At 73.0% G+C, this 14,975-nt stretch carries 10 protein-coding genes; 9 read left to right on the top strand and 1 reads right to left on the bottom strand.

Going from position 1 to position 14,975, the window contains the following annotated elements; genetic code table 11:
- Nucleotides 1-1,824 precede the first annotated feature (1,824 nt).
- From IAG44_RS12295 to IAG44_RS12265, 7 genes are all read left to right on the top strand, one after another.
- Nucleotides 1,825-4,911 (top strand): DUF11 domain-containing protein, encoded by a 3,087-nt coding sequence (locus IAG44_RS12295; RefSeq protein ID WP_187752639.1) that lies wholly within the window; start codon nucleotides 1,825-1,827, stop codon nucleotides 4,909-4,911.
- Nucleotides 4,908-5,627, top strand: a complete 720-nt coding sequence (locus IAG44_RS12290) for a Pvc16 family protein (RefSeq protein ID WP_187747173.1) — start codon at nucleotides 4,908-4,910, stop codon at nucleotides 5,625-5,627. The genes IAG44_RS12295 and IAG44_RS12290 overlap by 4 nt, the downstream gene beginning before the upstream one ends.
- Nucleotides 5,624-7,681: an ATP-binding protein gene (locus IAG44_RS12285; protein ID WP_187747172.1), complete on the top strand. Its 2,058-nt coding sequence runs from the start codon at nucleotides 5,624-5,626 to the stop codon at nucleotides 7,679-7,681. The genes IAG44_RS12290 and IAG44_RS12285 overlap by 4 nt, the downstream gene beginning before the upstream one ends.
- A 1,063-nt stretch (nucleotides 7,682-8,744) precedes the next feature.
- Nucleotides 8,745-10,289 (top strand): phage tail sheath family protein, encoded by a 1,545-nt coding sequence (locus IAG44_RS12280; protein ID WP_187747171.1) that lies wholly within the window; start codon nucleotides 8,745-8,747, stop codon nucleotides 10,287-10,289.
- Between the two features lie 34 nt (nucleotides 10,290-10,323).
- The gene (locus IAG44_RS12275) at nucleotides 10,324-10,764 is read left to right on the top strand and encodes a phage tail protein (protein ID WP_187747170.1); all 441 of its coding nucleotides are present in this window, start codon (nucleotides 10,324-10,326) and stop codon (nucleotides 10,762-10,764) included.
- The gene (locus IAG44_RS12270; RefSeq protein ID WP_187747169.1) at nucleotides 10,761-11,249 is read left to right on the top strand and encodes a hypothetical protein; all 489 of its coding nucleotides are present in this window, start codon (nucleotides 10,761-10,763) and stop codon (nucleotides 11,247-11,249) included. The genes IAG44_RS12275 and IAG44_RS12270 overlap by 4 nt, the downstream gene beginning before the upstream one ends.
- Nucleotides 11,246-11,404: a DUF6760 family protein gene (locus tag IAG44_RS12265; protein WP_187747168.1), complete on the top strand. Its 159-nt coding sequence runs from the start codon at nucleotides 11,246-11,248 to the stop codon at nucleotides 11,402-11,404. Before IAG44_RS12270 ends, IAG44_RS12265 begins: the two co-directional genes overlap by 4 nt.
- Before the next feature lie 1,558 nt (nucleotides 11,405-12,962).
- Here IAG44_RS12265 and IAG44_RS12260 read toward each other — a convergent pair.
- Nucleotides 12,963-13,232 carry a hypothetical protein gene (locus tag IAG44_RS12260; RefSeq protein ID WP_187747167.1) on the bottom strand — a complete coding sequence of 90 codons (270 nt, stop codon included), beginning with the start codon at nucleotides 13,230-13,232 and terminating at the stop codon, nucleotides 12,963-12,965.
- Nucleotides 13,233-14,209: 977 nt separating this feature from the next.
- Here IAG44_RS12260 and IAG44_RS12255 point away from each other — a divergent pair.
- Complete coding sequence (locus tag IAG44_RS12255) at nucleotides 14,210-14,470, top strand: hypothetical protein (protein WP_187747166.1); 261 nt, start codon at nucleotides 14,210-14,212, stop codon at nucleotides 14,468-14,470.
- A gap of 46 nt (nucleotides 14,471-14,516) precedes the next feature.
- Complete coding sequence (locus tag IAG44_RS12250) at nucleotides 14,517-14,942, top strand: phage tail protein (protein WP_187747165.1); 426 nt, start codon at nucleotides 14,517-14,519, stop codon at nucleotides 14,940-14,942.
- The last annotated feature ends 33 nt before the right edge of the window (nucleotides 14,943-14,975 follow it).

The raw sequence follows: 14,975 nt of genomic DNA, 5'->3' as shown, positions 1-14,975 counted from the left end.
CCGACGGCACCACAGGGCCACACCACCCGGCGCGCCACCACCTCCGCCCGGCCCTCCGGCGACCTCGCACCGGCCTCCGGCGACTCCTGTCCGGTGCTCAGCCGATGTCGTGGGTCGTGCAGGCCCTCGGACACGCACGCCAGGCCCTCAGCTTGCCGGGCCCCGGCCTTCGGCCCCTGCGCCGGCCTGCGGATACGCCCCGCCCGTCCGGCAGTTGGCCTCGCGCCGACCCTTAGCCGGCCCGGCCTCGGCCCTTGGACGCGCCCGCTCGGGTGGCGTCTCGCCGGGTGGTGTGGAGCGCTCCGGACCGGGCTCGTCCGAGCGCCCCGCGATCGCCGGCTCGGCCGAAGCCCGCGCCGCCGCGTGAGCCGGTCGGCGCGGCGGGGGCCGTCCGGCCCTGGACCGACGGGCGGAACTCGGCCGCGAGCTGCGAAGCCGCGACAGTCGAGCGGCTGCACCACTGGGCGGGACCGCCACCGCCGCTCGGCTGGACGCGTCCGCTCGACTCTCCGGCGACCCTGCGCTGACCCCGAGCCGGCCCCTTGGATGCGCCTGCCCGGCCCTGAGATCCGGGTCGTGTCCTCCGTCGTGGTGTAGCCGATCACGGTCCGTCGCTTCCGCTTGGGAGCCGGCCGGTACGTGCCGCTGCGGTCCGTCGTGCGATCACCACTGGTCCCGGCTCGGTGAGCCCTCAACAGGGCCGCCGGCGAGGGCGATTCGGGCCGCGACCTGCGGATTCCGCCAGCTTGATCGGCTACACCACTCGGCGGGACGCCATCGAGATCCGCCCGTCCGGCCCTACGCCGATCCCGCCCCGGCCTTCGGACTTGCCCGCCCGGCCTTCAACCGGCTCCGCGCCGGCCTGCGGATCCGCCCGGCCCTATGCCAGCCCCGACCGGCCCCGAGACCCGCCTGCCCTGGCGGTCACTTGGCTCGGGCTCGGCTCTTGGCTCCGCTCGACGGCGCCTGGTCTTCGGTCGCCCTTGCTCGGCTCTCCGTCGACCCTGCCTGGCCCGCGAAGACGTCCGTCCGGCCCCGGGATTCGCCTGCCCTGGCGGTCACTTGGCTCGGGCTCGGCCCTTGGATGCGCTCGACGGCGCCTGGTCTTCGGTCGCCCTTGCTCGGCTCTCCGTCGACCCTGCCTGGCCCGCGAAGACGTCCGTCCGGCCCCGGGATTCGCCCGCCCTGGCGGTCACTTGGCCCGGCCTCGGCCCTTGGATGCGCTCGACGGCGCATGGTCTTCGGTCGTCTCTGTCCGGCTCTCCGCAGACCCTGCCCGGGACCTCGGCCAGCTCCACACCGGCTCACCGGACTTGCCCGTGGGGCCTTCGGATGCGTCCGCTCGGCCTTCAGGCGACTCCGCGCCGCCCTTCGGATCCGCCCGCCCGGACCCCCGTCGACCCCGCCCGGCTCGCGAAGACGTCTGTCCTGCCCCGGGATCCGCTCGCTCGGCTCTCGGATCCGTCCGCTCGGCTCTCCGTCGACTCTGCCCGGCTCGCGAAGACGTCTGTCCGGCCCCGGGATCCGCTCGCTCGGCTCTCGGATGCGTCCGCTCGGCTCTCCGTCGACTTTGCCCGGCCCGCGAAGATGCCGGCCCTGCCCCGGGAACCGCTCGTCCTGCCCCCGGATCCCTCCGTTCGGTCCCCCGGTACCCTCCGCTGCCCTAAAGCGCAGCCCCGGTTTCCCTTGGGTACGGTCTGGGGGGACTGGTGGATCGAGGGGGAGGGGAGGGAGGGTGGTGGGGGGAGGTAGCGAACTGTGAGGTGGACTGTGGGGCGTGCCGCTGGGTTGGGGCGGTATCGGCTGGGTGGGCTGGGGGTGGCGTTGCTGTTGTTGGCGTCGCTGCTTGCCGTGACGGCGGGGTCGGGGGAGGGGACGGCGGAGCCTCGGGTGAGGGTCACGGATGCGGGGGACACGCGGATCGCCTTCGCGGGGACGCGGCATCGGAGTCTTGGGCGGGTTGTCAGTACGACGTCCAGTGTGCCGTTGTCCGGGGCGGGGGCTGTTCATTACGACACCCAGCCTTTCGCGCTGGACGACCAGTTGGTGTTCGCGAGCCTGCGGGACGAGAAGACGCCGCAGATCTATCTGCGGGCCGCCGACGGCAGCGTCAGCCGTCTCACCAACGGCATGGACGCCGCCCATCCCAGACTCACCCCGGACGGCAAGAGGGTCGTGTTCGACGCGGGGACGACGCAGCGCGACCTGTGGAGCATCCGCACGGACGGCACCGGACTGAAGCAGCTGACCGACACGCCCGCGAACGAGACGTCCCCGACGGTCTCCCCGGACGGCACGCGCATCGCGTACGTCAGCGACGCGGGCGCCGTCGGCGCGCAGATCTACGTCCGTGGCCTGAACGGCGGCGAGGCGAGGCGGGTGACGTCGCCGGTGAACGGGACGGCGGGCGAGCCCGCGTGGAACCCCGTGGACGACGACGCGAACCGGGACTGGATCGCGTACACGGCGAACACGTACGCCGGGCCCCGGCTGCGGGTCGTCAACGCGAACGGCGGCGGCGACGAGACGCTGCTCGCCGGGGGCCCGGCGCAGTGGCGGGCGCACTCCGTGGCCTGGAAGCCCGACGGGGACGGTGTGGTGTTCCTCAGCCCCGAGATCACCTGCGAGTGCGAGGGCGACTGGGACCACGTCTTCACCTCCGAGGCGCACTCCAGCCAGGTGCCCTCCCTGGTGCTGAACGAGGACCGCGAGGTCCGCTCGCCGACCTGGTCCGGCTCCCTGACCGGCGGCGGCGTCATCGTCGAGCGCACCTCGGCGGCCGGCCCGCACGTCGTGACCCTCCAGGACATCCGCTCGGACGGCGCCGACCCCCGCGACCTCGGGCTGAGCATCCTCAACGAGGACCCGGCCGCCGACACCAACACCGACCCCACCAAGGACCCCCTCTTCCAGCCCGGCCCCAACGCCGACCCCTGGACCGAGCGGCAGAACTACACCCCGGACGGCCGCCGGATCGTCGTCACCCGCTTCGAGAACACCGACGCCGGACGCGTCGAGCGGATCTGGACGGCCGAGGCGGACGGCAGCAAGCCGCAGCCCATGAACCTCGGCGGGCGCCAACCCGGCGACTGGGACACCGACCCGACGTTCTCGCCGGACGGCCGGTTCCTCGCGTTCACGCGGACCTCCCCCGGCGGGGTCGGACAGCCCAGCCGCATCCTCATCGCGAACGCCACGGACGGGACGATCACCGGCGAGATCACGCCCCCGGAAGGGGAGGAGACCGGCGGGGACGCCCAGCCGACCTGGTCGTCCGACGGAAAGATCCTCGCCTTCACCCGCAACGAGGAGATCGACGGGGCCGGCGGCAACAAGCACATCTGGACGGTGCCGGTCGGCAGCCTCGGCGAGCAGAAGGACCTGAGCGAGGCCATCTGCCCCGGGAGCTGCGAGGTCATCGACGACAGCCCCGCGTTCTCACCGGACGGGCTCTCGATCGCCTTCAACCGCAAGAGCGGCGGCGGCGACGTCGACGAGCGCAACGGCATCCTGCTGACCTCCCTCGACGGCGGGACCTGCCGGGTGCTGATGCCCGCCGGGGCCGGCAACTGCCGTACGCGGCTGCCCGACACGACGCTCAGCGGCCCGCACCAGCCGAGGGACGCCGCCTGGACCGCCGACGGAAAGGGCCTGGTGTTCTCCTCGCGGGAGAAGGTCGACGCCAACAGCCCCGAGAAACTGCGCATGTTCGACATCGCGACCGGTGACGTCACGCCGCTCACCGCGCAGTTGGACGGGCGGCAGAAGGAGCCCAGCGTCCAGCAGTCCGTGGACCTCACGGTGCGGGCACCGGGCAGCGTGCCGACGGTGACCGTCGGGGAGTCGACGACCGTGCGGGTCGACCTCGTGAACAACGGCCCCGCCGCCTCACCGGGCACGACACTGACCGTGACACCGCCGACGGGCGTACAGATCACGGGACTTACGTTCCCGGGCGGGAGCTGCACCGCGTCCTCGCTCCAGTGCGACGTAGGGGTCGTGCAGCCCGGAGAGACCGTGACCGTGACCGTCACCGTCACCGGGGTCACCGTCGGGGACGCGCCCATCGACTGGTCGGTCACCGGGACCGTCCTCGACCCCCGGCCCACCGACAACACGGGACGGACCGTGGTGCCGGTCGGCGAGGTGCCGCCGTCGCCCACACCGACGCCGACCCCGCCGACATCGCCCACCCCCCGGCCCACGCCCCGGCCGACCCCGCCGCCCAGCGCGCCGCCGGTGCCGCCCGCGCCGCCCGCGCCTCAGGCCGGACCCGGACTGACGCTCACCGCCCAGCCCAACCCCGGGTACGTCGGCGGGCGGGTCGTCGTGACCTACACCGTGCGCAACGGGCGCAACGCCCTCGCCACCGGGCTCAGGCTGCGGATCGGACTGCCCGCCGGGATCCCCAACAACGGGCCGCCGGCCGGGTGCGACGCGAACTGGGTGTGCGCGCTGCCCGATCTGACGCCGGGCGCCAGCACCGTCGTCCGCGTCGTGCTCAGCCCGAACCGGGCGCTCACCGCGCAGGTGACGGGGACGCTGACGACCACCGGGACCGATGCGAACCTGCGGGACAACACCGCGCGGCAGCGGCTGCGGATCCTGCAGCCGCGGATCGTGGCGGTGCCGGAGATCGGGAAGCCGGGGTTCGTGACGTCCGTGCGGGGCAGGGACTTCCCGCCGGGGGTGCCGGTGAAGTTCACCTGGAAGCCGGGGATCACGGCCGCCGCCGCGCCGACCGTGCCGCTCGCGAACGGGACGTTCATCGGGCAGTTGCTGATCCTCGCCAAGGACCAGACCGGACCCCGGATCATCACCGCCAGCGGGCCCGGGTTCTCGCCGGTCACCACCGACTTCCTCGTCGTCCTCGGAACGGTCCAGCCGCCGGACGAGGTGACGCGCCGGTGATCCACGAAGTCGACGAAGGACTACGGCGGTTGCTCGCGGAGTCCGGGCTCGAAGCGTCCGGCGTGGAGGTCGTGTTCGACGCGCCCACCCGGGACTGGGCCGCCCGCCGCAGCGCCCCGACCGTGTGCGTGTTCCTCTACGACATCCGTGAGGACGCGACCCGGCGGGGCAGCGGGGCGGGCGAGGTCTACGACGAGGACGGACACCTCGTCGCCCGGCGGTCGCCGCCCCGCTGGTTCGACCTGACGTACCTGGTCACCGCGTGGGCGAACCGGCCGCAGGACGAACACCGGCTGCTCTCCCAGGTGTTGACGACCCTGGTGGCGACGGACGTGCTGCCCGCACGGCTGTTGACCGGGTCGCTCGCCGAACTCGGCCTGACCGTAGGGCTGGACACGGCCGGGACGGGGCTGGACGGGCCCGCCGCATCCGACGTCTGGTCGGCGCTCGGCGGTGAGCTGAAGGCGTCGCTGGGGCTGCGGGTCCGGGCACCGCTGGCGGGGGCGACGAAGGCTTCCGCGCCGCCGGTGACTGAGGGACTGGTCGTACGGGCCAAGGGAGTTGGAGAGGACCCGGCTTCTTTTTCGGACTCGGACTCCGCCTCGCGGCGGCTGCGGTACCGGGAAGTGGACGATCCGGGAAGCGAGGGGTTCTCGGGGCCCCGGGACCGTAGGACGGCGCCGGCTCGGCGCAAGAGAGGGGAACGGCAGCCGTGACGGGTGGCGAAATCGGCGCCGGGGAACGGGAGTTGTGGGAGCGGCTGGAGGTCGTCGAGCAGCGGGTGCGGGCCGCCGTCGCCGCGCGGCGGGCCGTCGACCCCGAACCCGACGACCCGTACCGGGGCCAGTACCTCACGGACGACGCCGTCGTGCGGATCCTCGACGACACCGGCGGGCTCGACGTGCCGCCGCACGCGCCCTGGCGGCCCGGCGAGGGGTCCGTACTCGGGGCGCTCGCCGGGCGGTTCGGGCTGACGGCGCTGGATCTCGACCTGCTGCTGGTCGCCGTCGCGCCCGATCTGGACGCGCGGTTCGAGCGGCTGTACGGCTACCTCAACGACGATCTGACGCGGCGCCGGCCGACCGTCGGGCTAGCGCTCGAACTGTGCGGGCTCGCGGGGGCGTCGGCGGCGCGGTTCCGGCTGGCGCCGGGGGCACCGCTGGTCGACGGGGGGCTCGTCGAGGTCGGGGAGGGGGAACGGCCGCCGCTGTCACGGGTGTTGGTGGTGCCGGACCGGGTCGCCGGGCATCTGCTCGGGTCCGCGCGGCCTGATGCGCGGCTGGGTGGGGTGCTGGGAGTTGTGCCCGAAGACGTCGTCGCCGAGGGGGAGTTGGTGCGGCGGGTGGCGGACGCCGCTCGGGGTGGGCTGGTGTATCTGCGGAGTCGGGGCGGGGACGCGGAGGGGGTGGCGGTGGCTGCCCTGCGGGGCGGTGGGGTGCGGCCGGTCGTGCTGGACGCGGGAGTGATCGGGCGGCGGGGAACGGAAGTCGGGGCGCTCGCGGGGCTGGCTGCCCGGGAGGCTCGGCTCGTCGGGGCGGGAGTGGTGGTGGGGCCGGTCGAGGCGTTGCCGGGGGAGCCCGGTGAACGGGCGCGGGTGCTGCGGGAGTTGACGGGGACGCTGCGGGGGGTGCCGGTGGTGGTGCACGGGAGCGGGGGGTGGGATCCGGGGTGGGGGGAGCGGGCGCCGGTGGTGCTGGGGGTGCCGGTGCTGTCGGGGGAGCGGCAGGCCGAGCGGTGGCGGTACGCGCTCAAGGAGGCCGGGGGAGCGGGGGCGGCCGACGTCGAGAGCCTTGCGCGTGCAGTGGCCGCGCACCGGCTCGACTCCGGGCAGGTGCGGCGGGCGGCCGAAGTGGCCGTGCGGACGGCGGCGTTGGAGGGGCGGGCCGTCGGGGTGGACGATCTGCGGGCCGCCGTGCGGGCGCAGAACGGGGCCGGGCTCGAACGGCTGGCGCGGCGCATCGAGCCGGGGGTGGGGTGGGACGACCTCGTGCTGCCGCCGGCCACGCACCGGCGGCTGCGGGAGCTGGCGTTGCGGGCGCGGCACCGGGAACAGGTGCTGGGGGAGTGGGGGATGCGGCCCGGGGGCGGGCGGGGGCGGGGCGTGATCGCCCTGTTCGCGGGGGAGTCGGGGACCGGGAAGACGATGTCGGCGGAGGTGGTCGCGGCGGATCTGGGGATGGATCTGTACGTCGTCGACCTGTCGACCGTCGTCGACAAATACATCGGGGAGACCGAGAAGAACCTGGAGCGGATCTTCACGGAGGCGTCCGCCGTGAACGCGGTGCTGCTGTTCGACGAGGCCGACGCGATCTTCGGGAAGCGGTCGGAGGTGAAGGACGCGCACGACCGGCACGCCAACATCGAGTCCGCGTACCTCCTCCAGCGGATGGAGTCCTTCGACGGGATCGCCGTCCTCACCACCAACCTCCGTGCCAACCTCGACGAGGCGTTCACCCGACGCCTCGACGTCATCGCCGACTTCCCCGTCCCCGACGCGCCCCACCGCCTCGCCCTCTGGGACCGCTCCCTCGGCCCCCACCTTCCGCGTGCCGCCGACCTCGACCTCCCCTTCTGCGCGGACCACTTCGAACTCGCGGGGGGTTCCATCCGGGCCTGCGTGGTGACCGCGGCATACCTCGCGGCGGAGTCGGGCGGGCCCCTCACCATGACCCTCCTCATCACCGCGATCGCCCAGGAGTACCGGAAGCTGGGGCGGTTGGTACTGGCGGGGGAGTTCGGACCGTATTTGGGGGAGGCGTTGGGGGCCTGAGGGGGCGGCGGGATCGGGGGCGCGGGAACTGGCCTGCGGGCGGGTAGGCGTCGGCGGGCGAGGGCTCGTGCCGGTGCGGCTGGGCGGGGCTGTGCTGCCCGGGGTGCCTGGAGTTGGGCGGTGAGCGATAGCGGTGGGGCGGCGGGGTGAGGCGGTGTCCCGCCAAGGGGCGTGGCCGTCAAGCGGCGTGATCGCCCGGACCGTTCGTCCCCGGCCGGAGTCGAGGCGGCGGCCGGCTTGCCCGCCGGGGCGCGGGAACTGGCTTGAGGGCGGACGGGCGTCGGCGGGCGAGGGCTCGTGCCGGGTGGTTGGGCGGGGCTGTGCTGCCCGGGGTGCGCGGAGTGGGGCGGCGCCGGGGCGAGTGGGGGGTGGCGTCCTGCCAAGTGGCGTGATCGTGCGGGACGTTCGTCCCCGGCCGGGGGCTGGGCGGCGGCCGGCTTGCTCGCCGGGGTGTGGCGCGTGCAGCTTGCGAGCGGAAGTACCCCGACGCGGGCCACGCGGGCCGGCGGTACCTCGGCTCGGCGGCACCCCGATGTGACCCGGTGTGTCCGCAGCCGTCGGCTGCCCCGCTGAGGGCCACGTCTCGCCGGGGGTGTACCGGCGTGGAGCGAGTGGGTCGGCTGGCCAGCGCGTCGGGTACCGGTGTTTGCGGGCGGACCACGCTGCGGGCGGGTGGGCTGGTCGGTGGCCGCCGCTTCGGCTCGGGGCGAAGGGCGGCGGCCCCGCATGGTTCCGCCGTCTGACGGGACGCCACTCCTCCCGGTTCACGGATTTCGTGGCGCCTCCCCCGACGTGGCTTTCGGTTGGCCGGTTCTCCGCCGAGCGCCTGGGGGTGTGCGCGTCGCCCCTTCCGTCTCTCCCTCCCTCCCCGTCCCCGTTCCCACCAGGTCGTTTGGGTGAGGGGTGTTCGGGAGTGGGGTGGGCACCGGGAGGGCAAGTGTGGGGGGCGGGTGGGCAGGGGGGGTTGCCCCTGGGGGTGGCTGATGGGGCCTGGTGTGAAGAGTGGGGGGTGCGGAGACTCGGCCTGGACACAGGTGCCTGTCAGGAACGTGAAGGAGCGAGCATGCCGACGTACCTCACACCAGGTGTGTATGTGGAGGAGGTGCAGTCCGGTGCTCGGCCGATCGAGGGGGTCGGGACCGCGGTTGCCGCGTTTGTCGGGTTCGCCGGGCAAGGGCCTTTTCACGCGCCCACGTTGGTGACCAGCTGGGACCAGTACACGCGGGTGTTCGGCGGGTTCGTCGAGGGGACGTACCTCGCGCACGCTGTCTACGGCTACTTCTCCAACGGGGGCGGGGCCGCGTACATCGTGCGGATCGGCGGCTCCGCGGACGAGCCCGCCGGGACGACGTCCGCTCCGCCCAAGGCCGTTGAGCCCGTCGAACTCGGCGGGTTCCTGGTCGCCGCGCGGCCCGGCGTCAGCGGAATCTCCGTGGAGATCGCGGACGCCGACGGGGAGAACCCGCCGGAGGACCGGTTCAAGCTGCTGGTCAAGCGGGGCGACCAGGTCGTGGAGACGTACGAGACGTCGTCGCGGAAGAACGTCAAGGGGTACGTGGTCACGCAGACCCGCGCCTCGAAGCTGATCGAGGTCACCGAGCAGCGCGGCGCCCAGCAGACCCGCCCGGCGAGCCAGACGTTGGCGGTCCCGGACGCCCCGGCCACGCCCGCGGCGAACGGCGCCGGCGAGGTCGTCCGCATCGACGCGGCGGAGTACGTCGGCGACGCGGGCGCGCGGACCGGCTTCGGCGGCCTGGAGACGATCGACGAGATCACGATGGTCGCCGTCCCGGACCTGATGAGCGCGTTCCAGCGCGGGGACATCGACGCCGAGGGCGTACGGACCGTGCAGCTCGCGGTGATCTCGCACTGTGAGCAGATGGGCGACCGGGTCGCCGTCCTGGACACCCCGCCCGGACTGAACGCCCAGCAGGTGCGGGCCTGGCGCAACGACGAGGCCGGGTACGACTCCCGGTACGCGACCCTGTACTACCCCTGGGTGCGGGTCTTCGACCCGGCGGCCGGGCACAACACGACCGTCCCGCCGAGCGGCCACGTCGCCGGCGTGTGGGCGCGCAGCGACGCCGAGCGCGGGGTGCACAAGGCGCCCGCGAACGAGGTGATCCGGGGCGCGGTCGACCTCGAACTGCGGCTCAGCAAGGGCGAACAGGACCTGCTGAACCCGATCGGCGTCAACTGCGTCCGCGCCTTCCCGGGCCGGGGCATCCGGATCTGGGGCGCCCGCACCCTCTCCTCGGACCCGGCGTGGCGCTACCTGAACGTCCGCCGCCTCTTCAACTACCTCGAAGAGTCCATCCTGTTGGGCACCCAGTGGGTCGTCTTCGAGCCGAACGACGACCGCCTGTGGTCCAGCATCCGGCGCAACGTCACCGCGTTCCTCACCGAGGAGTGGCGCCGGGGCGCCCTGTTCGGCCGGACCGCCGAAGAGGCGTTCTACGTGAAGTGCGACCGCGACAACAACCCGCAGGAGTCCATCGACCAGGGCCGGGTCGTCTGCGAGATCGGCGTCTCGCCGGTCAAGCCCGCGGAGTTCGTGGTGTTCCGGCTGGCCCAGTTCTCCGACAGCACCAGCCTCGTCGACGAGTAACTCGCGGGTTGAACAGGAAGGTTGAAAGACAGTCATGGCAACAGGGGACGCGCTTTCCACCCACGTCTTCGGCGTACAGCTCGGCGGCTACCTCGTGGAGTCGATCCAGGAGATCAGCGGGCTGACCGTCGAGGAAGAGGTCGTCGAGGTCCGCCAGGTCAGCGCCGAGGGCAAGCAGATCATCCGCAAGCAGCCGGGTGCCCGGCAGGCCGGCGAGATCACGATCACCCGAGGACTCGACCAGAGCAGCGAGTTCACCGAGTGGATCAAGGAGACCCTGAACAACGGGGCCGTCAACTCCGCCCGGCAGAACCTCACCATCGAGATCAAGGACACCGAGGGCAACACCGTGCGCCGCATCCAGCTCATGCAGGGCTGGGCCTCCAAGTGGGAGGGCCCCTCCCTCAAGGCGGGCGAGTCGGCCGCGGCCACGGAGACGGTGACGATCGTGTTCGAGGAGATCATCGTCGAATGAGGCGACGCACGGTCACGGCGGGCAACCTGGAGGAGATCCTCCAGGCGACCGAGCCGACGCAGGAACGGGCCGCCGCACCCGCGGCGCCCGCCGCCGCGCCCGTCCAGGACAACGGCCTGCGCACCGAGTTCGAGTTCGAACTGCCGCGCGGGTACGTCGACGAGAACGGCACGGTCCACCGGCACGGCGTCATGCGCCTCGCCACCGCCCGCGACGAACTGCGCCCGCAGATCGACCTGCGGGTCAAGGAGAACCCCGCGTACCTCAGCGTCGTGCTGCTCAGCCAGGTCATCACCCGGCTGGGCAGCATCAGCGACGTCCACGCGGGGGTCGTCGAGCGGATGTACGCCACCGACGTCGCCTTCCTCCAGGACTTCTACCGCCGCATCAACAGCGAGGGGCACACCCGCGCGGCGGTCACCTGTCCGCACTGCGAAGGCGGCTTCGAGGTCGACCTCTCCGGTGGGCGCCTGGGGGAATCGTGACGTACGCGCCCGCCCGGCTGCGGGAGGAGGTCGCGTACGTCGCCTATCACTTCCACTGGCAGCGCGAGGAGATCCTTGACCTCACGCACGAGGAGCGGCGGCAGTGGGTGGCTGAGATCGCACGGATCAACACCCGTGTGAACGAAGGGGGTTGAGGGATGGGGTGGTGGGGGCGGGTGTTCCGCGGGGGAGTCGGCTCCCCGGGCGAGGCCGGTGGCTCCGCCGGTCGGCCGGACGAGGGTTCGTCGTCCGCCGGGGCTGACGGCGACGCGTCCGCCGCTGCTCCCTCCGGCGTTGCCGGTTCCGCCGTTCCCGCTGACTGGGACGGCGGCTGGCGTCGTACCTCGCCGCCTCCGCTGACCGTGTCCCGGGCGCCTCTCGGCGTCAGCGACGGGCTGACGTTCCGCGCCGGGCTGGCCGCCTGGCAGAACCCGTCCTTCGAATCCGGGCTGGGGCATGCGGTGTTGCCTTCGGCGCCGGCGGGGGTGGTGCGGGGGGTTGCCCGTGCTGGTGTGGCTCGGGCCGGGGCTGTGGACGGGGGGCCGTTGCTGCTTCGGGCTGTGCGGAGGGAGGGGGGTGCGGAGGAGGTTGAGGGGGATGTGGTTCAGCGGGTGGTGGAGGCTGGGGGGAGTGGGTCTCGGGGACGGGGTTCTCGTGAGCGGGGTTCCGGGGAGCGGGCTTCTGAGGGACAGGCTTCTGGTGAGCGGGGTTCCGGGGGACGGGTTTCTGGTGAGCGAGGCTCCGGGGGGCGGGCTGCTGGCGGGAGAGGTTCTGGTGAGCGGGGTTCCGGGGGACGGGTTTCTGGTGAGCGAGGCTTCGAGGGGCGGGCTGCTGCTTCTGGAGCGAAGGCTTCTGGGGGACCGGCTTCTGGTTCCGGGGGGAAGGCTTCTGGGGCGCGGACTCCTGTTGCGGGGGCGGGTGTTCCAGGGGCGGGTGTTCCGGGGACGGCTGTTCAGCGGGTGGAGGCTGCCGGTGCCGGTGCCGGTGCCGGTGTTGGTGTTGGTGTTGGGGAGGGGGCGCGGCCTGTCGTCCAGCCGCGTTCTGTGCGGGGGAAGTTGACTGTGGCTCGGCGGACTGCCGTGCCGGTGCGGCGAGTTGCCGTGGTGCGGAGTGCGGGTGGGACGGGTGAGGTGCCGGGGTCTGGTGCTCCTGTGCGGCGGGTGGCCGGGAGTCGTGAGGGGAGCCCGCTCGGGGCGCCGATGACGGAACTGCCGTCCACTGCGCGGATGTTGGCCTCGGACGGGGTGACGTCCGGTGCTGGGGGCGTGATTTCGGGTGGGCCCGCGTTGCCTGTTGTGCATCGGGAGGGGGAGGGGGCCGGTGTCTCCGGTGGCTCCCCTGGGTCTGGCTCCGTCGCGTCTGGCTCACCTGCGGCTGGGGCGTCCGCGTCTGCTTCGCCTGCGTCGGGCTCGCCCGCGTCGCGGGAGAGTTCGCGCGCGCGGGCGCGGGGTGGACTGGGCGCACCGATGGCCGCGCTGCCCGCGAGCGCCCAGGTGCCGGGGGCTCGCGAGGGGCGAACGGGGCCGAGTGCGCCGGTGCTGGGGACGGCGGGTGCGGTGCAGAGGCGTCTCGTGGAGGGGGGCGGCGAGGTCGGGTCTGGGCAAGTGACGGGGGAGAAGGGGCCGTTGGTGGCTCCGTTGCGGAGGTCGGTGAGCGAGGGGGGTAGCGCGGGAGCGGGCGAGGCGGGCCGACCGCAGGTACAGCGGGCGGCGACTACGGCACCCTCGTCGGCATCGGCGACTCCGGCAACGCCTTCGACCCCGGCGACTTTGGCAACCCCGTCGGCATCGGCGACTCCGGCAATGCCTTCGCCCTCGGCGACTCGGGTAGCCCCATCGACCTCGGCGACTCGGACCGCCCCGTCGGCCTCGGCGACTCCAGCATCCCCATCGACCTCGGCAACTCCGGCGGCCCCTTCAGCCCCGGCGACTTCTGCAACTCCGGCAGCCCAGAGAACTCCGGCAGCTCCGACAACTCCGACACCCCCTTCACCCCCGGCGCCCCTCACGACTCCGGCAGCCCCGGCGACGCCTACAACTCCGCCGACCCCCCTGGCATCAACGCCCCCGACAACTCCGACAACTCCGGCAACCCCCGGAACCAAGGCAAGCCCCTCAACCCCCACGACACCACCAACTCCGGTACTCCGGGCCCCCCGGACAACACCCACGCCCCCAACAACCTCAACCGCACCGACGGCCCACCCGACACCGACGCGACCGACACCACCCACAGCTCCCCCAACCCCGGCGAACTCACCAACTCCGCCCTCCCGGGGACCCCTTGATGCTCACGCTTTTCCTGTTCGAACGCAGGCAGCCAACTCCGACAAGCCTCCAGTCGTCGTAGTCCGCTCCTCGGCCGAAGAAACCAAGGGCACCCCTCGAACCACCACCGGCACCACCCCCCTGGTCATCGCCCGAGCCCTGACCACCACTGGCACCACCCGCACCACCCCCACCCCACCCCACCCAACTCACCGCGCCCTCCCCCTCCTCCCCGCCCGCCCCCTCACCCTCAACACCCACACAGCACAGGGCATGGCCCCCTCCGCCGCCCCCGTCTCCGCCCGCCCCCCGGTGGTGACACCCCGCTGGCCCGGCACCCAAACCACCGCACCACCCCCACCGAACACCGACCCGGCGCCCACGCAACGGCTCACCCAGCACAACACCCCCGTGCAACGCCACGCCCAAAACCCCCCGGCACCCACACCCGCCACCCCCGCACACCCCCACCCCCGAAGCACCCCAACCCCCGCCTCAACCCCCGCTCCCACCCCCACAGTTCAACGAGTCCCCGTGGTCCGCCCCACCCCACCCCACCACCCGCACCCCCCACGGGTAGTCCCCGCCCGCCCCCTCCCCGTGACCAACTCCCAAGCCGCCCCGCTGAATCAACCCCCACCGCCCCAGGCACCCACCCCCCAGATCCAGCGGACCACCCCCCAGCAACCCCCCGTGCAACGAACCCCCGCCCCGCGAACCCCCGCACACCACACGGCCGTTCAACGGAACCCGGCGCCCCAGGCGACCTCGGCGAACCCGGCAACCCCGGCCGCCCGCAAAACGCCCGACACCCCGCCCTCGCCCCCCACCCCCCAGGACTCCGACCTGGACGACCTCGCCCGCCGCCTGATCGACCCCGTCGCCCGGCTGCTGCGAACGGAACTGCGGCGAGGCCGGGACAGAACAGGCCGCCCCTACGACGGCCGCCGCTGACAGCGAGGCGCGGCAAGGACGACGGCACGGAACGGATGACGGACGAATGACGGACAACATTTTCGCGACCAGCGTGCACTTCAGGCTGGCGATCGGCGGCAACGACCTGGGCGCGTTCCACACCTGCTCAGGCATGGGCGCCGAGGTGGAGATGGAAACGTACGCCGAGGGCGGCAACAACGACTTCACGTGGCAACTGCCGGGCCGGGTCACATGGACGAACATCACCCTGACCAGGCCGGTCACGGAGGACACGGCGAAGATCTCACGCTGGCTCGACGAAACCCTCCGCAGGGTGGAACCGAAGGACGGCGAGATCGTGGCCCTGCGCCCGGACTTCAGCCCGATCATCAGCTGGCAGGTCTTCGGCATCGTCCCCGTCCGCTGGCAGGGCCCGTCCTTCGACCCGGCCAACTCGGCGGCGGCGGTGGAAACCCTGGAAATCGCCCACCAGGGCCTGCGCCCGTCCTGACACAACCAGCAACAACCGAGACCGACCAGCAAC

The organism is Streptomyces roseirectus (assembly GCF_014489635.1).
Taxonomy (GTDB): Bacteria; Actinomycetota; Actinomycetes; order Streptomycetales; family Streptomycetaceae; genus Streptomyces; species Streptomyces roseirectus.
Note: the sequence above shows the minus strand (reverse complement) of the source record. Positions and strands in the feature narration are given on the sequence as shown.